This window comes from Serratia sp. CY31944 (assembly GCF_052169175.1).
GTDB lineage: Bacteria > Pseudomonadota > Gammaproteobacteria > Enterobacterales > Enterobacteriaceae > Serratia > Serratia sarumanii.
Map to the genome: position 1 here is coordinate 39271 of NZ_JBJNLG010000019.1, position 20517 is coordinate 59787.

The 20517-nt window shown below is 61.3% G+C and carries 20 protein-coding genes; 11 read left to right on the forward strand and 9 right to left on the reverse strand.

Annotated elements, in window-relative coordinates:
* Window positions 1–8 precede the first annotated feature (8 nt).
* Both ACJ8IN_RS18710 and ACJ8IN_RS18715 read left to right on the forward strand, forming a co-directional pair.
* Window positions 9–1394: a sodium:solute symporter gene (locus tag ACJ8IN_RS18710; RefSeq protein ID WP_033646725.1), complete on the forward strand. Its 1386-nt coding sequence runs from the start codon at window positions 9–11 to the stop codon at window positions 1392–1394.
* A gap of 99 nt (window positions 1395–1493) precedes the next feature.
* Window positions 1494–2306 (forward strand): nitrilase family protein, encoded by an 813-nt coding sequence (locus ACJ8IN_RS18715; protein ID WP_308325567.1) that lies wholly within the window; start codon window positions 1494–1496, stop codon window positions 2304–2306.
* A 62-nt stretch (window positions 2307–2368) separates the two neighbouring features.
* On the opposite strand, the gene corA is transcribed toward ACJ8IN_RS18715, so the two are convergent.
* Together corA and ACJ8IN_RS18725 are read right to left on the reverse strand one after the other, a co-directional pair.
* Window positions 2369–3352 (reverse strand): magnesium/cobalt transporter CorA, encoded by a 984-nt coding sequence (corA, locus tag ACJ8IN_RS18720; RefSeq protein ID WP_060427925.1) that lies wholly within the window; start codon window positions 3350–3352, stop codon window positions 2369–2371.
* 11 nt (window positions 3353–3363) lie between these two features.
* The gene (locus tag ACJ8IN_RS18725) at window positions 3364–3783 is read right to left on the reverse strand and encodes a GNAT family N-acetyltransferase (protein WP_033654621.1); all 420 of its coding nucleotides are present in this window, start codon (window positions 3781–3783) and stop codon (window positions 3364–3366) included.
* 131 nt (window positions 3784–3914) lie between these two features.
* On the opposite strand from ACJ8IN_RS18725, the gene ACJ8IN_RS18730 reads away from it, so the two are divergent.
* The gene (locus ACJ8IN_RS18730; RefSeq protein WP_049212987.1) at window positions 3915–5015 is read left to right on the forward strand and encodes a PQQ-dependent sugar dehydrogenase; all 1101 of its coding nucleotides are present in this window, start codon (window positions 3915–3917) and stop codon (window positions 5013–5015) included.
* 13 nt (window positions 5016–5028) lie between these two features.
* Here the strand turns inward: ACJ8IN_RS18730 and ACJ8IN_RS18735 are convergent, their stop codons facing one another.
* Window positions 5029–5649: a glutathione S-transferase family protein gene (locus tag ACJ8IN_RS18735; RefSeq protein WP_033637781.1), complete on the reverse strand. Its 621-nt coding sequence runs from the start codon at window positions 5647–5649 to the stop codon at window positions 5029–5031.
* A gap of 89 nt (window positions 5650–5738) precedes the next feature.
* Complete coding sequence (locus tag ACJ8IN_RS18740; protein ID WP_033654623.1) at window positions 5739–6395, reverse strand: HAD family hydrolase; 657 nt, start codon at window positions 6393–6395, stop codon at window positions 5739–5741.
* A 288-nt stretch (window positions 6396–6683) separates the two neighbouring features.
* Between ACJ8IN_RS18740 and ACJ8IN_RS18745 the strand changes: the two genes are divergently transcribed.
* Entirely contained in the window at window positions 6684–7706 is a 1023-nt protein-coding gene (locus ACJ8IN_RS18745; RefSeq protein ID WP_060421745.1) for an isopenicillin N synthase family dioxygenase, read from the forward strand.
* A gap of 59 nt (window positions 7707–7765) precedes the next feature.
* Here the strand turns inward: ACJ8IN_RS18745 and ACJ8IN_RS18750 are convergent, their stop codons facing one another.
* The gene (locus ACJ8IN_RS18750; RefSeq protein WP_033637784.1) at window positions 7766–8911 is read right to left on the reverse strand and encodes a trans-sulfuration enzyme family protein; all 1146 of its coding nucleotides are present in this window, start codon (window positions 8909–8911) and stop codon (window positions 7766–7768) included.
* A 12-nt stretch (window positions 8912–8923) separates the two neighbouring features.
* Window positions 8924–10291 carry a pyridoxal-phosphate dependent enzyme gene (locus ACJ8IN_RS18755; protein ID WP_060427922.1) on the reverse strand — a complete coding sequence of 456 codons (1368 nt, stop codon included), beginning with the start codon at window positions 10289–10291 and terminating at the stop codon, window positions 8924–8926.
* 466 nt (window positions 10292–10757) lie between these two features.
* Between ACJ8IN_RS18755 and ACJ8IN_RS18760 the strand changes: the two genes are divergently transcribed.
* Window positions 10758–11963: a serine hydrolase gene (locus ACJ8IN_RS18760; protein WP_308325568.1), complete on the forward strand. Its 1206-nt coding sequence runs from the start codon at window positions 10758–10760 to the stop codon at window positions 11961–11963.
* A 98-nt stretch (window positions 11964–12061) separates the two neighbouring features.
* On the opposite strand, the gene ACJ8IN_RS18765 is transcribed toward ACJ8IN_RS18760, so the two are convergent.
* The 3 genes from ACJ8IN_RS18765 to ACJ8IN_RS18775 form a co-directional block, all read right to left on the reverse strand.
* Window positions 12062–12553: a fimbrial protein gene (locus tag ACJ8IN_RS18765; protein WP_239666736.1), complete on the reverse strand. Its 492-nt coding sequence runs from the start codon at window positions 12551–12553 to the stop codon at window positions 12062–12064.
* A gap of 19 nt (window positions 12554–12572) precedes the next feature.
* Entirely contained in the window at window positions 12573–13490 is a 918-nt protein-coding gene (locus ACJ8IN_RS18770; RefSeq protein WP_072270355.1) for a fimbrial protein, read from the reverse strand.
* A gap of 133 nt (window positions 13491–13623) precedes the next feature.
* Entirely contained in the window at window positions 13624–13953 is a 330-nt protein-coding gene (locus ACJ8IN_RS18775) for a hypothetical protein (RefSeq protein WP_033646709.1), read from the reverse strand.
* A 665-nt stretch (window positions 13954–14618) separates the two neighbouring features.
* On the opposite strand from ACJ8IN_RS18775, the gene ACJ8IN_RS18780 reads away from it, so the two are divergent.
* The 6 genes from ACJ8IN_RS18780 (at window position 14619) to ACJ8IN_RS18805 (ending at window position 20497) form a co-directional block, all read left to right on the forward strand.
* Window positions 14619–15140 carry a fimbrial protein gene (locus ACJ8IN_RS18780; protein WP_025302212.1) on the forward strand — a complete coding sequence of 174 codons (522 nt, stop codon included), beginning with the start codon at window positions 14619–14621 and terminating at the stop codon, window positions 15138–15140.
* 78 nt (window positions 15141–15218) lie between these two features.
* Window positions 15219–15755, forward strand: a complete 537-nt coding sequence (locus ACJ8IN_RS18785) for a fimbrial protein (RefSeq protein WP_033654626.1) — start codon at window positions 15219–15221, stop codon at window positions 15753–15755.
* A 46-nt stretch (window positions 15756–15801) separates the two neighbouring features.
* Window positions 15802–18336: an outer membrane usher protein gene (locus ACJ8IN_RS18790; RefSeq protein ID WP_072270356.1), complete on the forward strand. Its 2535-nt coding sequence runs from the start codon at window positions 15802–15804 to the stop codon at window positions 18334–18336.
* Window positions 18337–18417: 81 nt separating this feature from the next.
* Window positions 18418–19182: a fimbria/pilus periplasmic chaperone gene (locus tag ACJ8IN_RS18795; protein WP_060421600.1), complete on the forward strand. Its 765-nt coding sequence runs from the start codon at window positions 18418–18420 to the stop codon at window positions 19180–19182.
* A 71-nt stretch (window positions 19183–19253) separates the two neighbouring features.
* Complete coding sequence (locus tag ACJ8IN_RS18800; RefSeq protein ID WP_060421603.1) at window positions 19254–19892, forward strand: fimbrial protein; 639 nt, start codon at window positions 19254–19256, stop codon at window positions 19890–19892.
* Between the two features lie 50 nt (window positions 19893–19942).
* Entirely contained in the window at window positions 19943–20497 is a 555-nt protein-coding gene (locus ACJ8IN_RS18805; protein ID WP_060421605.1) for a fimbrial protein, read from the forward strand.
* The last annotated feature ends 20 nt before the right edge of the window (window positions 20498–20517 follow it).

Here is a 20517-nt window from a genome sequence, read left to right on the forward strand (position 1 = left end):
AGGTACCCATGAATCTCGATCTGCTGGTCGTGGTGTTTTACTTTCTGGTGATAGGTGCGGTGGGATGGATGGGCATTCGCCGCGCCAATTCCAAAGAGGCGTATCTGGTCGCCGGGCGCAACCTGGGGCCGGGGCTGTATCTGGGCACGCTGTCGGCGGTGGTGCTCGGCGGCGCGTCGACCATCGGCAGCGTCAAGCTCGGCTACACCTACGGCATCTCCGGCGTCTGGCTGTGCGGCGCGCTGGGGCTGGGCATCGTGGTGTTGAGCCTGGTGCTGGCCAAGCCGCTGCTCAAGCTGAAGCTGTATACCGTCAGCCAGGTGTTGTCGCGGCGCTATCATCCGGCGGCGCGGGTTACCAGCGGCGCGATCATGCTGGCGTATGATCTGATGGTGGCGGTGACTTCGATCATCGCCATCGGCAGCGTGATGCAGGTGATGTTCGGCCTGTCGTTCAGCGCGTCTATCCTGCTCGGCGGCGGGCTGGTGGTGCTGTATTCGACGCTGGGGGGCATGTGGTCGCTGACGCTGACCGACATCATTCAGTTCATCATCATGACCGTCGGCATGATGCTGGTGCTGATGCCGATGAGCATCGTCAAGGCCGGCGGCTGGGAGGCGTTCACCAGCCTGCTGCCCGCCGGTTACTACCAGCTGTCGTCGATCGGGCTGGACACCATTCTGGTATTTTTCCTGATCTACTTCTTCGGTATTCTGATCGGCCAGGACATCTGGCAGCGGGTATTTACCGCCCGCAGCGCCAACGTGGCCCGCTTCGCCGGGCTGGGGGCGGGCGTCTACTGCGTGCTGTACGGCGTGACCGGCGCGCTGATCGGCATGGCCGGCAAGATCGTGCTGCCGTCGCTCAGCAACACCGACGGCGCCTTCGCCGCTATCGCGCAGGCGGTGTTGCCGGTCGGCGTCAGCGGGCTGGTGGCCGCCGCGGCGTTGGCGGCGCTGATGTCCACCGCCAGCGCCTGCCTGCTGGCCTCTTCCACCATCGCGCTGGAGGACGTATTGCCGGCCATCCGGCGCAAACCTTCCGGCGGGTTGGCCGCCGGGCGCTTCACCACGCTCCTCATGGGCGCGGTCATGCTGGGGCTGGCATTCGTGGTGCGCGACGTGCTGGCGGCGCTGACCCTGGCTTACAACCTGTTGGTGGGCGGCATGCTGATCCCGCTGGTGGGGGCGATCTTCTGGCCGCGCGCCACCAGCGCCGGCGCCATCGCCAGCATGCTGACCGGCAGCCTGTGCGTGGTGGGGCTGATGGTCTGGCACGGCATCGACGCCAACAGCCCAATCTACGGCGGCCTGCTGGGCGGCGGCGTCGCCTTCGTGCTGGGCAGCCTGTTGAGCCGCCCGGCAGCGCAGCTGCAGACCCAAACCGAGCGCTGAAACGCACTGAGCTTTTATCGCGGCGCCTTTGCTGCTTTACTGGAGGGCGGGGCGCACGGCTCCCGAATGGGTTTAACGGCGGTCGTAAGGAGATTGGGAGTGAAGGAAAAAATCAAAGTCGCATGCTGCCAGTTAGCGTTGCGGGTCGGGGAAGCGGAACATAATCGGGCGCTGTCCGCCCAGGCTATCCGCCGGGCGGCGCAGCGCGGCGCCAACGTTATCGTGCTGCCGGAGTTGGTGAACAGCGGCTACGTGCTGCGCGATAAGGCGGAGGTGCGTGCGTTGGCCGAGGCTGAAGACGGGCCTAGCCTCAGCCTGTGGGGAGCCCTGGCGCGCGAGTTGGATGTGGCGATCGTCGCCGGTTTCTGCGAGCGCCTGCCCGATGGCGAGGTGGCCAACAGCGCGGCATTGATCGATGCGCAGGGGGTGAGGGCGATTTATCGCAAAGCGCACCTGTGGCACGAAGAGAGCACCATCTTTACCGCCGGCGATCGGCCGCCGCCGGTCGTCGAGACCCGCTTTGGCCGGTTGGCGGTGATGATCTGTTACGATCTCGAATTCCCTGAGTGGGTACGGCTGCCGGCGCTGGCCGGCGCTCAGCTGCTGTGCGCGCCGGTCAACTGGCCGCTGGCGCCGCGCCCGCAGGGCGAACGGCCGGCGGAGATGGTGAAGGCGCAGGCCAACGCCGCCGTCAATCGGCTGTTCATCGCGGTGTGCGATCGTTGCGAAACGGAGCGCGGCGTTGCGTGGATCGGCGGCTCGGTGATCGTCGACGCCGACGGCTATCCATTGACGCAGAGCCTGGCAGGCGAAGGCATGGTGCTGGCATCGATGGATATCTGCGCGGCCGATGATAAGCATATCGGCCGCCACAATCACGTGCATCGCGATCGGCGGCCGATGCTGTATTGAAGCGGCGTGGCGGGCCGCTCCGCAGATCGTTTCTCCGGCGGGAAAACCCGCCGTTTTGGCGCTTACAGCCAGCCCGATTTCTTCAGCTTCTGATACAGGAAAATGCAGCCGACGGCGGTCACCCCCAGCGTGGCGTGATAGGCCCACGGGAACTTCAGCTCCGGCATGTCGGCGAAGTTCATGCCGTACAGGCTGAAGATCACCGTCGGGATGGCCAAAATCGCCCCCCAGCCCGCCAGGCGTTTCACCACTTCGTTCTGTTTGACCGTCACCAACGCCAGGTTGACGTGCATGGCGTTGGTCAGCATTTCGCGCATGTCGTCGATATTGCTGACCACCTGATGCGCGTGATCCTGCACATCACGCACATAGGCGCGCAGCTCTTTCGGGATCACCTCTTCGTGCAGGCGGATCAGCTGGTTGCAGATTTCATCCATCGGCAGCGCGGCGTTTCGCAGCGCCAACAGATGGCGGCGCAGGGTATAGACGTTCTCGATAGCCGCCTGATCGAACTCCGACTGAAACATGTTGGCTTCGATATTCTCGATGGTGCTCTCGAAGCGCGTCACCACGCTGCGGTAGTTGTCCACCACGAAGTCCAACACCGAATAGAGGGCGAAGCCCGGCCCGCGGCACATCTGCTTGCGGTTCTCTTCCGCCTTGGCGCGGATCGGCGCGTAGCTGGGCGAGGCGCCGTGGCGCACCGTCACCAGAAAGTTTTTGCCGACGAAGAAATGGGTTTCGCCGTATTCGATTTCGTCGTTCTCGCCCCACTGCGCGGTTTTCACCACGATGAACAGCGAATCGCCGTAGGTTTCCAGCTTCGGCCGCTGGTGCGCGCACAGCGCGTCTTCGATCGCCAGATCGTGCAGGCCGAACTCCTCCTGCACCTTGCGCATAAACGCCGGCTCCGGCTGCCGCAGCCCCAGCCAGATGAAGGTATCCGACTGTTTGACCACCTCGCTGATATCGTCGATGGTCACTTCGCCCAGCCGTTGGCCGGCTTTGTACGCCACACAGTTCACCACCATGCTTTTGCTGTCCATCCGTCCATCCATTAATCAGTCAGAGTTTTGGTGAGAAAATAACACTCATGTTCCACCGGATAATCTTTCAGCGTCATTTGCAGCTGATAGCCGAGTTTTTCGTAGAACGGCCGCGCCTGGAAGCTGAAGGTATCCAGGCGAGCGTAGCGGCAGCCGCGCGCCTGCGCCTCGCGTTCGGCGGCGCGCATCAACCGGCCGCCGAGGCCGCTGCCGCGTTGGGAGTCCGCCACCCACAGCCATTCGACGCTCAGCCAGTTGCCCCAGGTTTCGGCGGTCAGCCCGCCGATCACCGTGCCGGCCTCGTCGCGCGCATAGACGCTGAGCGGCTTGCGGTGACGGGCGTCGATATGCGGCAGGTTGTAAGCGCGCAGGCCTTGCCTGATCGCATCGAGGGTGTGTTCGTCAATCGCGTCGGTAACGGTAATGTCCATTTTTCCTCCTGGGTGATGGGTTAACTTAAGCACACTGCGGCCAAAAGGCAACCTGTTGAAATGTAATGCAAACGACCGCTCCTGCTGAGTGGGCTACACTAAACGGGTCATTTCACTCTCAGGAGGACGCCATGCCCCGATTGACTTTGCTGGCCGGTTTGCTGCTGTGCAGCGGCCTGCTGCACGCCGCGCCGACGGTCAGCCAACTGCAGGACGGCCTGGAACACCCGTGGTCGCTGGCCTTTTTGCCGGCGGAACAAGGCCTGCTTATCACCGAGCGGCCCGGCCGGCTGCGGCTGTGGCAGCAGGGCAAAGGCCTGTCGCCGCCGATCGCCGGCGTGCCGCAGGTTTACGCCGAGGGGCAGGGCGGCCTGCTGGAGGTGTTGCCGGCCCCCGACTTCGCCGCCAGCCGCCGGGTGTACCTCAGCTTCGCCGAACCGGGCGAGGGCGGCAAAGCCGGCACGGCGGTCGGCTACGGCCGTTTGAGCGACGACGGCGCGCGGCTGGAAAACTTCAAGGTGATCTTCCGCCAGCTGCCCAAGCTGTCGGTCGGCAATCACTTCGGCGGCAAGCTGGCGTTCGACAGGCAGGGCTACCTGTTTATCGCGCTGGGCGAAAACAACCAGCGGCCGACGGCGCAGGAGACCGACAAGCTGCAGGGCAAGCTGGTGCGGCTGACCGCCGAAGGCGCGGTGCCGCCGGACAACCCCTGGGTCGGCCAGGCCGGCAAACGGCCGGAGGTTTGGTCTTATGGGCACCGCAATCCGCAAGGGCTGGCGCTGAACCCGTGGAGCGGCGCGATCTGGGAACACGAGCACGGCCCGCGCGGCGGCGATGAGCTCAACCTCCCGCTGCCGGGTAAAAACTACGGCTGGCCGCTGGCCACCTACGGCATCAACTATTCCGGCCAGCCGATCCCCGAGGCCAAAGGGGAACGGGTGCCCGGCACCGAACAGCCGCTGCACTATTGGCGGGTATCGCCCGGCCTCAGCGGCATGGCGTTTTATGACGGGCAGCGCTTCCCCGCCTGGCGGCACTCGCTGTTCATCGGCGCGCTGGCGCAAAAGGAGCTGATCCGCCTGACGCTGGAAGGCGACAAGGTGGTGGCGGAAGAGCGGCTGCTGGGCGATCGCGGCGAGCGCATTCGCGAGGTGCGCAGCGGACCGGATGGCTATCTGTATCTGCTGACGGACGAGCGGGACGGCAAGCTGCTGAAGGTCGGGGCGTCGTAACGCCCCGCAGCGATCAGGTGAGTTCGCTCATCACGCCGCGCTGATAGGCCGGGCGGGCGCGCAGCTGCTGATACCAGCGCTCCATGTTCGGCCGCGGGCGGCGGGCGATCGGCATTTCGAACCAGGCGTAGGCGAAGCTGCCGAGCGGGATATCGCCGAAGCCGAACGCGTCGCCGGAGAGGTAAGGCTGGCGCGCCAGCGTCTGTTCGATGACGTCGAAGTGCTTTTCCAGCGTGGCGATCGCCGCTTCGATTTTCGCCATGTCGCGCAATTCCGGCGCGGTGCGGATCAGGCCCCAAAAGACGATGGTGAAGGCCGGGACGATGGTTGAGGTGGTCCAGTCCATCCACTTCTCGGCGGCGGCGCGCGCCTGCAGATCTTGCGGATAGAACGTCGCGTCGCCGAATTTCGCCGCCAGATAGCGCACGATGGTGTTGGATTCCCACAGCACGAAGTCATCGTCCTGCAGCAGCGGCACCAGGCCGTTCGGGTTCAGCGCGCGGTAACTCTCTTCGTTCACCTTGCCGAACGCGCCGCCGGCGTTGATGTGGGTATAGCTCAGCCCCAGTTCGGCGGCGCACCACAGCACCTTCCTGACGTTGTTCGAATTCTCACGGCCCCAAATGGTCAGCATTGCGCAACTCCGTTAGTGGATTAAGGACCCTCTATACCTACGCCACAAAACGCTATTTGTCACACCGCAGGGCACTTTTTGCCTGCCGCTCAGCGTTCCCAGCGGCACACTTCCCAGCCGTGCTCCGCCGCCAGCGCGCTCAGTTCGCTGTCGGGGTTGATCACCGTGGCGCTGTCGACGAATTGCAGCATCGCCTTATCGTTGAGGGAGTCGCTGTAGCCGTGGCTGTGTTCGAATTGCAGGTGCGGATGCTGCGCCAGCCAGCGTTGCAGGCGGATCACCTTGCCCTGTTGATAGGTCATGGTGCCGTAGGTGTTGCCGGTGAAGCGGCCGTCGCTGATTTCCACGCCGATCGCCAGCGCATCATCGGCGCCGAGCTGTTCGGCGATCGGCGCCACCAGATGCTCGCCGGTGGCGGAGATCACCAGAATGCAGTCGCCGCGCTCGCGGTGCCACTGCAGGCGTTCACGGGCGGCGGGATAGACGCGCGGCAGGATGTCGCGCCGGATGTAACGCTGTACCCAGCCGGCCACGGTTTGCACGCTCAGGCCGGCCAGCGGCGCCAGCGTGGCCTGCATGTAATCCTCCATCGACAGCTTGCCCTGATAATAAAGCTGCATCAGCTGCTGCTCCTGCAGCTCCAGCTCCGCCGGCGCGAAGCCCTGGCCGACCAGCCAGCGGATCCACAGGCTGGCGCTGTCATCGTCAATCAGGGTTTCATCCAGGTCGAATAAGGCTAAATCCATCAGTATTTCTCCGGCAGGCAGGGTATGAGGTCGTTTACAGGATAGCGGATAGCGCCCATCGCCAGCCAGCGGCGTCGGCGAAATTGCGCAGAGCATAAGTAACATTGATGACGGTTTTGCGACAGTTTGTTGAACGTTTGCATAACTTAGAACGCAACAATATTGGCCGCCCCGGCGAGCGCGGTGATAACTATGGAGCAAATGCAGCTACCCGGTAGGGAGTGAAAATGTTGATTATTCGCCTGTATGGCAGCCCGATTGTGATTGGGGAAGAAGAGGAACCGCATGATGACGCATCTGACGACGCTGAAGACGCTGCCGCTGCTGGATCTTTCGCTGCTTGACGGCGATGCGCGCCAGCGGCGCGCCTTTCTTGACGATCTGCGCGCGGCGGCCCGCGACGTCGGTTTTTTCTATCTGCGCGGGCACGGCGTGGACGGCGCGCTGAATGCGCGGCTGCAGCAGGGCGCGCGGCAATTTTTCGCGCTGCCGGAAGCCGACAAGCTGGCGGTGCAGATGGTGCATTCGCCGCACTTTCGCGGTTACAACCGGGCGGCGGCAGAGCTCACGCGCGGCCAGCCGGACTGGCGCGAGCAGTTCGATATCGGCGCCGAACGCCCGGCGCTGACGCTATCTGACGACACCCCGCGCTGGGCGCGCCTGCAGGGGCCAAACCAGTGGCCGGCGGCGCTGCCGACGCTGAAACCGCTGCTGCTGCAGTGGCAACAGGCGATGACCGCCATGTCGCTGCGGCTGCTGCGCGCTTTCGCTTTGGCGCTGTCGTTGCCGGAGCAGGCTTTCGATCGCTTGTATGGCGATAAGCCCAACGAGCACATCAAACTGATTCGCTATCCGGGGCGGGACGCTACCGCCAGCGCACAGGGCGTCGGCGCGCACAAGGACTCCGGGTTTCTCAGCTTCCTGCTGCAGGACGAGCAAAAAGGGCTGCAGGTGGAGGTGAGCGAAGGGCGGTGGATTGACGCCCAGCCGCGTGAAGACACCTTCGTGGTGAACATCGGCGAGCTGCTGGAATTGGCGACCAACGGCTATCTGCGCGCCACGGTGCACCGGGTGGAGACTCCGCCGGCGGGGCGCGACAGGCTGTCGATCGCTTTTTTCCTCGGCGCGCGCTTGGACGCGGTGGTGCCGCTGTATCAACTGCCGCCGCTGCTGGCGGCGCAGGCGCGCGGCCCGGCCAGCGATCCGCTCAACCCGCTGCTGCGCGACGTGGGGTATAACTACCTGAAAGGCCGCATCCGTTCCCACCCCGATGTGGCGCAGCGCTTTTATTGGGACGTCATCGGCGTCTGAATAGCGGGCACAAAAAAGCCCGGCGCGCCGGCCGGGCTGATGGCGATTGATGCGGGCGATTATTCCGCCAGCGCCTGCTGCAGATCGGCGATCAGATCTTCCACATCCTCAATCCCCACCGACAGGCGCACCAGCTGCGGCGTGATGCCGGTTGCCAGGCGCTGTTCCAGCGGAATGGAGGCGTGCGTCATGCTGAACGGCTGGCTGATCAGGCTTTCCACGCCGCCCAGGCTTTCCGCCAGGGTGAACAGGCGCGAGCGCTTGATGACCCGGCGCGCATAGGCATCGTCGCCTTTCAGCCGCACCGAGATCATGCCGCCGAAGCGCGTCATCTGGCGCGCCGCCAGCGCGTGCTGCGGATGGCTAGGCAGGCCGGGATAGTAGACGTTTTCAACCTGCGGCTGGCTCTCCAGCCACTGGGCGATGCGCAGCGCGCTGTCGCTGTGGCGCTGCATGCGCAGTGCCAGGGTGCGAATGCCGCGCAGCGTCAGGAAGCTGCTGAACGGATCGAGAATGCCGCCGACCGCGTTTTGCAGGAAACCGAGCTGTTCCGCCAGCGCCGGGTTATCCCCCACCGCCGCGACGCCGGCCACCACGTCGGAGTGGCCGTTGAGGTATTTGGTGGCGGAGTGCACCACCACGTCAAAGCCCAGATCCAGCGGGCGCTGCAGATACGGCGAGGCGAAGGTATTGTCCGCCACGCTGATAAGCCCATGCTTTTTGGCGATCGCGGCAATGGCGCTCAGATCCGCCAGCTTCAGCAGCGGGTTGGTCGGGGTTTCTACCCAGATCATTTTGGTGTCCGGCTCGATCGCCTGCTCCAGCCCGGCGAGATCCGCCGGCGACACGTAAGTGACGCGCAGGCCGGCGGTGCGGCTGCGCACTTTTTCCAGCAGGCGATAGGTGCCGCCGTACAGATCGTCTACTGCGATCAGGTGGCTGTCCTTATCGAGCAGCTCCAGCACCGTGGAGCAGGCCGCCAGGCCGGAGGCGAAGGCGTAGCCGCGGCTGCCGCCCTCCAGTTCGGCGATGGCGCTTTCCAGCGCGGTGCGCGTCGGGTTGGCGCTGCGGGAGTATTCGTAGCCGGTATGCTCGCCCGGCGCCGGTTGGGCGTAGGTGGAGGTGGCGTAAATTGCCGGCATCACGGCGCCGGTGGCGTCCGGGGTGTAACCGGCGTGAACGGTCAACGTATCAAACTTGGCCATAAAGGGTCCTTATTAACGTAATTTTTGGCGCCAGGCGTTTAGCACGTCTGTGCGGGTAATCAGGCCGAGGAAGCGCTCGCCGTCGAGCACCACCGCGACGTGGCCATGGTTGAAGGTGGCCTGCAATTCGTCGTAGCCGGCTTCCTTTTGCAGCGTCTGGACTTGCTTGGTCATCGCGCTGCCGGCCGGCAGGCTGAAGTGGGCGGCGTCGGCCTGGACGGCGTTCAGCAGATCCCACTCATCGATCAGGCCGACCACCCGATCGCCTTCCAGCACCGGCAGCTGCGAGATGTCGTACAGCCGCATGCGGGCGTGCACGATCGCCAGCGTGTCGTCCGGCGCGGCGGAGACGGCGGCGCCTTCGTCGTGGCGGTAGGCGATCAGATCGCGCAGATCGCCGTGCTGCGGCTTGCTCAGCAGGCCCTGTTCCAGCATCCAGTGGTCGTTATACATTTTAGACAGGTATTTGTTGCCGCTGTCGCAGACGAAGGTCACCACCCGCTTGGGTTCGGTCTGTGCGCGGCAGTAACGCAGCGCGGCGGCCAGCAGGGTGCCGGTGGACGATCCCGCCAGCACGCCTTCCTTGCGCAGCAGATCGCGCGCGGTGGTGAAGGCTTCGGCGTCGCCGATGCGGTAAGCGTTGCGGACCTGGTCAAAGTCGCTGAGCGGCGGGACGAAGTCTTCGCCGATGCCTTCCACCAGCCAACTGCCCGCTTCGCCGATGCTGCCGTTGTCGAGATAGTCCGCCAGGATAGAGCCGGCAGGGTCGGCCAGCACGAATTCCGTCTGCGGCGAAACGTCGGCGAAATAGCGGCTCAGCCCGCCCAGCGTGCCGCCGGAGCCGACGCCAACCACGATAGCGTCCACGTCATGCTCCATTTGCCGCCACAGTTCGGGGGCGGTGGTGGTGGTATGGGCCGCCGGGTTGGCCGGGTTGTTGAACTGATCGATATAAAAAGCGCCGGGGATCTCCCCGGCCAGGCGTTTGGCGTAATCCTGATAGTAAGCCGGATGCCCCTTGCCGACGTCCGAGCGGGTCAGCTGCACTTCCACGCCCAGCGCGCGCAGGTGGAAGATCTTCTCGCGGCTCATCTTGTCCGGCACCACCAGCAGCAGCTTATAGCCTTTCAGCGCCGCCACCAGCGCCAGTCCCAGGCCGGTATTGCCGGCGGTGGCTTCGATGATGGTGCCGCCCGGCTGCAGCTTGCCGTCGCGCTCGGCCTGTTCGATCATCGACAGCGCCACGCGGTCTTTGATCGAACCGCCGGGGTTTTGATTCTCCAGCTTGACGAACAGCCGGCACGGGCCGGTATCGAACCGGGTCAGTTCCAGCATCGGGGTATTGCCAATCATCTCGATGACGGAATGGGGGATCGCCATGACTCAGCTCCAGGATTATTCGGTATAAAAGTCGTTATGTGGATGATAGCGCTGAGAATAAGCGCTTTAAAAAGAACAAATAACGGTTATATATGCCATTATGGAATATATTAATCCTTTTTGGACGTATGGATGCGCAGATGTTTAGCAGTGCAGATGCTTGGCCGTGTAGCCGTGGGTGGGTGCAAAAATGCGCGTCACGATGCTTTTTTGAACGATAAGCGGGGGGCTGCGTACAGTTATGTAAAAATGCTGAAAATTCACGCTAAACCCTGCAAAAATAAGATAAATCACATAAACTCACAGCAAGGGCATTTTCGGTGCGCTGCGTTACCCGCTACGGGCGCCGCAGGGGGTTGCGGCCGGCACGCGCGCACCGGGCCACTCTCGCTGGTTGGCTTAAAACGTGAACATGTTTGAAAGTTAACGCTATTTCAATGATTTGAATGGACACTCTGGCGACGTCATGATGAAAAAAAACTTATCCACTTCCCTGAAAAAACTGACCTTCAGCGTAGGCATCCTGTTGCTGGCCGCCCCGGCCGTGCATGCGGCCGAGCCGCCGGCGCCGCCGCAGGTAGACGCCAAGGCCTTCATTCTGATGGATTACAACAGCGGCAAGGTGTTGACCGAAGGCAATGCCGACACCCGCCTCGATCCCGCCAGCCTGACCAAGATCATGTCCAGCTACGTGATTGGGCAGGCGATCAAGGCCGGCAAGATCAAGCCGGAAGACATGGTCACCGTCGGCAAAGACGCCTGGGCGCCAGGCAACCCGGCGCTGCGCGGTTCTTCGCTGATGTTCATCAAGCCGGGCGATCAGGTGCCGGTGCTGGAGCTGAATAAAGGCATCGTGATCCAGTCGGGCAACGATGCCAGCATCGCGCTGGCGGACTACGTGGCGGGCAGCCAGGATTCGTTCGTCGGCCTGATGAATAATTACGCCAAATCTCTGGGGCTGCAGAACACCCACTTCCTGACGGTGCACGGCCTGGATGCGGAAGGGCAGTACAGCACCGCGCGCGACATGGCGCTGCTGAGCCAGGCGCTGATCCGCGACGTGCCGGACGAATACGCGCTGCATAAAGAGAAAGAGTTCACCTTTAACAAGATCCGCCAGATTAACCGTAACCGCCTGCTGTGGAGCAGCAACCTGAACGTCGACGGCATCAAGACCGGTTACACCAGCGGCGCCGGCCACAACCTGGTGGCGTCGGCCACCGACGGCCCGATGCGCCTGATCTCGGTGGTGCTGGGCGCGCCGAGCGATCGCGTGCGCTTTAGCGAAAGCGAAAAGCTGCTGACCTGGGGCTTCCGCTTCTATGAAACCGCGACGCCGATCAAGGCCGATAAGCCGTTCGTCACCCAGAAAGTGTGGTTCGGCGACGTCAGCGAAGTGCCGCTCGGCGTGGCGAAAGACGCCTCGGTCACCATTCCGAAAGGGCAGATGAAAAATCTGAAGGCCAGCTACAAGCTGACCCAGCCGACGCTGGAAGCGCCGTTGGCGAAAAACCAGGTGGTCGGCACCATCGATTTCCAACTGGACGGCAAGACCATCGAACAGCACCCGCTGGTGGTGATGCAAGAGGTGAAAGAGGGCAACTTCTTCGGCCGCATCTGGGATATGGTGATGATGAAGCTGAGCCAGTGGTTCGGTGGGATCTTCGGCTGAATACCCTGATGTGAGGAGCGCGCCCCGGGCGCACGATCCTCGACCTAGCCGCAACTGAGAGGTTGCGGCTTTTTTTTCGCGATTTTTTGGGGCGGTGATTAAAAGTAGTCCACCAGCATGGTGGCGCCGCTGGTGAAATCGCCTTCTGCCAGGGTGACGGCGCTGTTTTTCACCGGCACCGCATCAAGCGTCGGCGGATTGGCGTAGTCGATGTTCAGCGGCGTATTGATGGCGAAGGCCTTACCGTTGGCCAACAGTTTGATGCCCAATCCATTGACGCTGCTGGTTAACACGCTGCCGTCGAAGGCCGCCGCGCCGCCCATGATCTTCATTTTCAGCTGGCGGCTGTTATCCAGAAACTCGCATTTGATGCTGTAATCGATGCGTTGCATATAGCGATTGCCGTCGATGCGTTTGATGCCGACCTTACCGAAGTCGATATCGATGGTGCGCCCGTCGTTGATCACGCAAGGCGGAGGCGCCACCACGGTGGCGGTGATGTTGACCTTGGTACCCTGGTCGGCGGCCTGAGCCGCGGCGCTAATCAGGCTCAGCGCCCACAGCAGCGCGCAGCGCGTTTTACTCGTCATGTTCATTCTGGCTCCCGTCTCAAGGTGCGCTGAAGATCAGCGTGGCCGAACCCGACAGCGGGCCGGTGGCGATGCTGGTGTAAGGGACATTGTTCTTTACCGGTACAAAGGTCACGGTATCGTTGCCCTGGCCGTTGACGATGCGCGTTCTGAAGGCATTGTTCGGCTTCACCACCGCGCCGTTGTACATCATCGCCACGCCGACGTTAGGATTGGTGGTCTTGATAAAATCGCTGGAGAAGCCGCTGGCATCGCTGACCATGCGGATCAGAATATCCTGCGTCGCGCTCTGGTCGTCGCATTGGTAGCTGAGCGCCTTGTCCTGTTTGATTTGGGCGTCGCTGGCGCTTTGAGTCAGAAAGTCCTGACGGATCTGGCCGAAGTCGACGTTAATCTGCTGGCCGTTGTTGATGGTGCAACTGGTGGTGACGAAGTAAGCGTCGTTGTCGGCGATCAGGCGCCAGCGATAAACGCCGCACTGTGGGCAACCCGGCTGATCGTTGGTCTGAATAAAGTTGATTTGGCCGATGACGTCGCCCTTGTTCACCTTGATGTCCGGCGTTGGGAAACGGTTCAACACGATATAGACCCGGATGGCGACCGACTGGGTTTGCAGGCCGGTAAGGCTGAGTACGCTGATGCCTGATGGCACCGGGGAGTTGTAATCGCTGCCGTTGATGGTGGTGCCGCTGCCGATGGCGCCAAAAATCGCACTGTTCATCGACAGCGCCGGGCTGTCGGTTTTGAGATAGTCATACCAGCTCGCGACGTCGTTTTTACAGGTGACCTGGCTGACGTTGACGATTTCATTTTTGCCATAAGAAAGCTGTGGCCCGATGCGTACCCGGACGTCAACCGGCGTGGTCGAGCCCCCGGGTGGAATCAGTCCGCCATCGGACGTGCGGCAGGTAAACGCGTTGGCGTTGCCAAACAGCATGAAGAAAGATAATGCCAGGCAGCAACGTAAAAATAGCAGGGCTGTTTTTCTCACGATAATATCCCAATATATATAAATAGTGTGCGGCGTTACTCCGCAATGAAATATTGCCAATCAGGCCGGCTGGCCATATTTATTCCGTTAAAGGGGAGTGAGGGGCATCGCTGTTGGAGATGCCGTCGTTATCACCGTTCAGCAACGCGGTGGGATACCACCTCAATGAGTTGTTGATAGAGCCGTCCGTCACAATCACTTTTTTCCGGGAGACAAGATCCAACAATAGCCGCCGCGCCCGGTAAACACCGACGTTGACGGCATTGGCCAGTTGCCGCGTCGATAGCCATTGCTGCTGTGGCGGCAACCCGCCGATAGGGCACTTACGGGGCGACTGCGCGAATAATGTTTGCAGCAGATCGTGCTGCAATTGCCGTATTTCCTTTTGTTTCGGAGATAACGCTTCCATAGCACTTCCTCTGTATTCCGATTGCCGTATTCCTAAGAAAAAACAAACTTTCGCTGCCTACCAACAACGAGGTAAAACGCGAACAAAGAAAATTCCTATCTATTTATCAGGATTGAAAAAAAAGGCGTTGCCCGCCCCGTTTTTACCTGTGCTTAGGCAGGGGTGGCGTCACGCTGAAACCTAAAATTTTGGTTTATTATATTCACAAAGCGCCACTTTGCGATCTGATTACTTGGGAATCCAAGAAAAACAGGATATTGCTCTATAAAAGCATCTTTTACGATCTATGAGGCTAAAAATAACAGTAAATTAACTTCAATTAGGAAATAAATTGCGAATGTTCGCCTTGATCAAAAAAAGCCTTTTTTTGCTGAGAGGCATTTGCCAGAATATTCATCGCCGGACAAGAAGGACGGATTAGAAAGTATTGGCCTCTGCTTGTTGTGATTTCGTTTATTTTTATATGACGGATTCATTAATGGGTGGGCCGCTGCAGACTTGCCGTTATCGACGTATTTATTGTCGATGCCTTTGGGTTTTGGCAGTTAACCAACCAGCAAGATGCTAAAGAATCAGGGCTGCGCACATATAAGCGCGAGCAGGTTTCCTGTTGCTCTTTTTCTTGATTGGAATATGCATTTTTTCTTATAAGGAATATAGGTTCTATGAAACTTAACAAAATCATGATGGCTGCAGTGATTGCATTTGGCGCAAGTTCTTTTGCACAGGCAGCCGATCAGGGACACGGTAAGGTCACCTTCACGGGCTCTATTATTGATGCGCCATGCTCTATTGCGCCCGAGTCGATCGATCAGACCGTAGATCTGGGCCAGGTTTCCAACGTGGCGTTGAAAAACGGCGGCAAATCCAACCCGCGTCCGTTTGAAATCAAACTGGAGCAGTGCGACATCACCACGCTGAAAACCGTTAAAACCACCTTCAGCGGCGTCGCATCGTCCACCGACAAGGATCTGTTGGGTATCGCGGGCACCGCCAGCGGCGCCGGCGTAGCCATCTCTTACAACGGCCAGCCGATCAAACTGGGTGAAGCGACTACTGCGCAGACCCTGAACACCGGCAACAACACCCTGCATTTCGCCGCCTACCTGCAGGGCGAAGGCGCTTCCGCCGCCATCGTTCCGGGCGATTTCACTGCCGTAGCCGATTTCACCCTTGCTTATCAGTAAGTGAGCCCGAAGGCTTAATCAACCAGGCATGGGGTTCGCCGCATGCCTGGTGAATCTCCCTGTCAAAGGAATGTCGCGATGTTTTTACCAAGGAATCGAGCGGGTGCCGTTCTTTTGGCGTCGTTGGCGTTTGCGCCCGGCCATGCAACTTCCGCCGCGCAGGGGTGGGGCAAAGTCAACATGCACGGCGCCATTATCGACACCGCCTGCGCCATTGCCGCCGGCAGCCGCGATCAGACGATCGATATGGACACTATTCCTCTCGGGCAGATCATTCGTGACGGCCAGGGGATGACCAAACCTTTCAGTATCGAATTGGTCAATTGCATTTTGGAACGGCCGGAAAACAAGCCTGACTGGAAATTCTTTCAGGTCACGTTTGATGGTTATGCGGAAGGCGCTCTGTTTGGCGTACAGGGCGATGCGCGCGGCGTTGCATTGGAGATAAAAGACAGCAGCGGCACGGCGGTTATTCCAGGGAAACCTTTGCCGATGGAGGGAATAATACCGGGGAACCGGGTGCTGAATTATTCCATGACGTTGATGCCGAATCACCAGCCGTTGAAGGTGGGAGCGTATTTTTCCACAGTGCGTTTTAAGCTGGATTATTTTTGATTTTTTCTCGTACTGACGGTTAATTCGTTATTGAAAGGACTTTATTATGCTTTCACCGGCAGGGAAGTTATTTCGTCTTCAGGCCTTGGGGCTTTGCGTTGCCCTTTCTCTGGGAAATCCAATCGCGTTGGTCTATGCCGCCGACGTGATTCAATTCAATACCGACGTATTGGACATCAACGATCGCAAAAATATCGATCTGAGCCAATTCACGCGCAGCGGCTACATCATGCCGGGCGTTTATACCATGGTGGTGCATGTCAATAAGAACGATCTGCCGGAACAACCGGTGACGTTTATGGCGCCCGAGAACGATCCTAAAGGCAGCGAAGCCTGTCTTTCGCCGGAGTTGGTCAACCAACTGGGGCTGAAAGAAAAACTGTTAAGCACGCTGAACTGGACGCACGGCGGCCGTTGCCTTGACGCCTCCAGCCTGGCGGGGATGGAAGCCCGCGGCGATCTTGCCAGCTCTTCGCTGTATCTCAACATTCCTCAGGCCTATCTGGAATACAGCTCGGAAAACTGGGACCCACCTTCGCGCTGGGATGATGGTATTCCTGGGCTGCTGTTTGACTATAACGTCAACGCCCAAACGCAAAAACATCAGAAGGGCGGCAGCAGTTACAGCCTGAGCGGCAACGGCACCGGCGGCGCCAACCTGGGCGCCTGGCGTCTGCGCGCCGACTGGCAGGCCAACCTCAACCATCAGACCGGCTCTTCTCAGCCGACCGACAAACAGTTCGACTGGAGCCGCTATTACGCCTACCGGGCGATCCCGGCGCTGCGTTCGCGGCTGACGATGGGTGAGGATTACCTGAACTCCGACATTTTCGACAGCCTGCGCTTTACCGGCGTCAGTCTGCGATCCGACGACAGCATGTTGCCGCCCAACCTGCGCGGCTATGCGCCGGAAGTGACCGGCGTGGCGAAAACCAACGCCAAGGTGGTGGTCAGCCAGCAGGGGCGCGTGCTGTATGAAACGCAGGTGGCGGCGGGGCCGTTCCGCATTCAGGACATAAACGATGCGGTTTCCGGCGAGCTGGACGTGCGCGTCGAAGAGCAGGACGGCAGCGTGCAGGAGTTCAAGATGAACACCGCCAACATCCCTTATCTGACGCGGCCGGGTACGGTGCGTTACAAGCTGGCGACGGGCAAGCCGTCGGAGTGGGGGCACCATCTGCGCGGGCCGATGTTCGGCACCGGCGAGTTCTCCTGGGGGATCAGCAACGGCTGGTCGCTGTACGGCGGGGGCATCGCCGGCGGCGATTACAACGCGCTGTCGCTGGGGATCGGGCGCGATCTGATGGCGCTTGGGGCGTTGTCGTTCGATGCCACGCAGTCGCGTGCGCGTCTGCCGCAGGATGGCACGCTGACCGGCGGTTCGTACCGGCTGAGCTATTCGAAGAACTTCGATGAATACGACAGCCAGGTCACCTTCGCCGGTTACCGCTTCTCTCAGGAAGACTTCATGAGCATGGGGGACTACCTAGATGCGCGTTACGAAGGGGGGCGCAGCGGCAAGAGCAAGGAGATGTACACCATCACCTTCAACAAACAGTTCCGCGATCTGGGGCTGAGCACCTATCTCAACTACAGCCACCAAACCTACTGGGATCGGGCGCCGAACGATCGTTACAACCTGATGGTGTCGCGCTACTTCGACATCGGCGATTTCAAGAACGTCAGCGTGTCGCTGTCGGCCTATCGCAACCGTTACAACGAGCGCAACGACGACGGGATGTATCTGTCGCTGTCGCTGCCCTGGGGCAGCGCGGGCACGCTCAGTTACAACATGACGCTCGATCGCGAAGAGAACGCTCATCGGGTCGGGTATTACAACCGGGTCGATGAACACAACAACTATCAGATCAGCGCCGGCGCCGCACGCAGCGGAGCGACGGCCAGCGGTTATTACAGCCATCAGGGCGATATGGCGCAGATCAACGCCAACGCCAGCTACCAGGCCGGCCGCTACAGCGCCGTCGGCATTGGCGCGCAGGGCGGCCTGACAATGGCGGCGGAAGGGGCGGTGCTGCACCGCGTCAATACGCCGGGCGGCACGCGCTTGCTGCTCGACACCGAAGGCGTCGCCGGTGTGCCGGTGCGTGGCTACGGCAGTACGGTGCTGACCAACCGTTACGGCAAGGCGGTGGTGGCGGATGTAAACAGTTACTACCGCAACAAGGCCAGCATCGATCTCAACAGCCTGAGCGACAACGTCGAGGCGACGCGTTCGGTGGTGCAGGCCACGTTGACCGAGGGGGCCATCGGCTACCGCAAGTTTGAGGTGATTGCCGGCGAGAAGGCGATGGCGATCGTCAAGCTGGCGGACGGCAGCGAGCCGCCGTTCGGCGCCACGGTGCTGAATGCCCGCAAACAGGAGACCGGCATCATCAATGACGGCGGCAGCGTTTACCTGTCCGGCCTCAATCCCGGCGAGCGCATGAGCGTGCACTGGAACGGCGCGGCGCAGTGTGAAATCCAGCTGCCGGCGCCGCTGCCGGCCGAAATGTTGATGAACACGTTGCTGCTGCCTTGCCGTCCTCTTGCCGGCGACAAGCAGGCGGCCGACGCCAACTGACATACACCCGGCGGAGTGCGCTCCGCCGCTAAACCGCCGGGGCGGGCTCGTCCGCTTCCGGCCGACTGGAACCGTGAAGACATGATGAATCTGACTATGACCAGAAAGACCGTTTTCCTTGTGGGCCCGCTCGCCGCCGCGTTGACGATCGGCGCGGTCAGCCTGCCCGCTCATGCGGCCATCGCGCTGGATCGCACGCGCGTGATTTTCGACGGCGACCTGAAAACGGTCAGTCTCAACATCAGTAACCAGAACAAACAGTTGCCGTATCTGGCGCAGGGATGGATCGAAGACGATCGCGGCAACAAGATCCAAAGCCCTTTCACCGTGCTGCCGCCGGTGCAGCGGGTGGAACCGGGCAAACCGAGCCAGGTGAAGATCCAGTCGCTGCCGGCGGCGCGTCAGCTGCCGCAGGACAGGGAGACGCTGTATTACTTCAACCTGCGTGAGATCCCGCCGCGCAGCAATAAGCCGAACACGCTGCAGATAGCGCTGCAGACGCGCATCAAAATGTTTTATCGCCCGGCGGCGCTCGCTCCGAAAAAGAATGCCGCACCGTGGCAGGAGCAGCTGACGCTGACCCGGCAGGGCGACAAGTACGTGGTGAACAACCCGACCCCGTATTACGTGACGATCGTTGAGGCGAGCGCCGGCAAGGGCGGGAAAGGGGCGGTGGGCTTTGAACCGTTGATGGTGGCGCCGAAGGCCAGCGCCCCGCTGAACGTCTCCGCCGCGAGCCTCGGCAACGGGCCGTCGCTGGCGTACATCAACGATTACGGTGGGCGGCCGCAGTTGAACTTCCGCTGCGCCGGCAATGCCTGCCAGGTCGTGCCGGTCGCCAAATGACGATCCGCGCGCCAGCAGGGAAGACAGAGTGAACACAGCGGAGTGAACGAATCATGCAACGAAAGATCCCCATGCTGTTGGGAAAAGCCTATGAACGTCATCAGCGACGCACTATCGGCCTGACGGTGTTGGCCGCGCTGATGGTGCCGCTGACGGCGGGCACGATGCTGGTGCTGATGCCACCGGCCCGCGCGGTGGACAACTGGGAGGTGGAGGGCGCGAACGGCACGCTCCACGTCTACGGCGCGTTGACGGAAAGCGCCTGCAGTCTGGAAATGACCACTGCGCGTCAGGAAGTGTGGCTGGGGGAGACGGGAACGGCGCATTTTCAGCGCCCGGGCGATCGCGGCACGCCGGTGGCGTTCGAGCTGACGCTGAAAGACTGCCTGCGGGCGCCGGCGAGCAACCGCGACGCCTGGACCGGGGTGCTGGCCTGGAGCGGCAGCCAGCCTGCGGTGTCCGTGGCGTTTGCCGCGCCGACGGATGACGACGCGCCGAGCCTGGTCAGGGTCGCCGGCGTCACCGGCTTGGGGTTGCAGTTGGCGGATGCCAGCGGCCTGCCGGTGCGCCTCGGCGCGCGTAACAAACCGATCTTGCTGACGCCGGGACAAAACACCCTGACGTATACGGTGACGCCGGTGCGCACCCCGGCGACGCTGAGCGCCGGCGCCTACCGTGCAGCGATCGATTTCCGCCTTTATTACGACTAATACGCCGCTTGCGCCGAGCCGGCGCAAGCCTAACCAAAGGGAGTGGCGTCATGCGCGCGACAGAGACGAACCGGCGCCGGAGCGCGCTGTTGGGGGCAGGCATGGTCATGGTGGCCGGCATGATGGCGCAGCCGGCGGCTGCGGCGGAAAACATGCGCTTTCACGGGACGCTGGTGGCCGAGCCGTGCGTCATTCAGCCGGGAGATGAGGATATCCAACTGGATTTCGGCACCATCGTCGACAAATACCTGTATCTGAACACCCGCACCCATAGCCAAACCTTCGCGTTGCACCTGACCGAGTGCGATCTCAGCCTGGGCAATACGGTGGCCATTACGTTTACCGGCACCGAGAACGCCAAACTGCCCGGCCTGCTGGCGCTGGATGCCGGCAGCCTGGCCTCGGGGATCGGCATCGGGTTGGAGGACAGCAGCGGCAAGGCGCTGCCGCTCAATCGCGCCAGCGATAAATTCCGCCTGAATGCCGGCAACACCACGCTCACGCTGCAGGCCTATGTGCAGGGGGAACCGGAGGCTATCCAAACGAAGACCATCGGCCGCGGCACCTTCAGCGCGGTGGCCACTTTTACGCTGGAATACGAATAAGCGTCTACAAGGACAAAAAA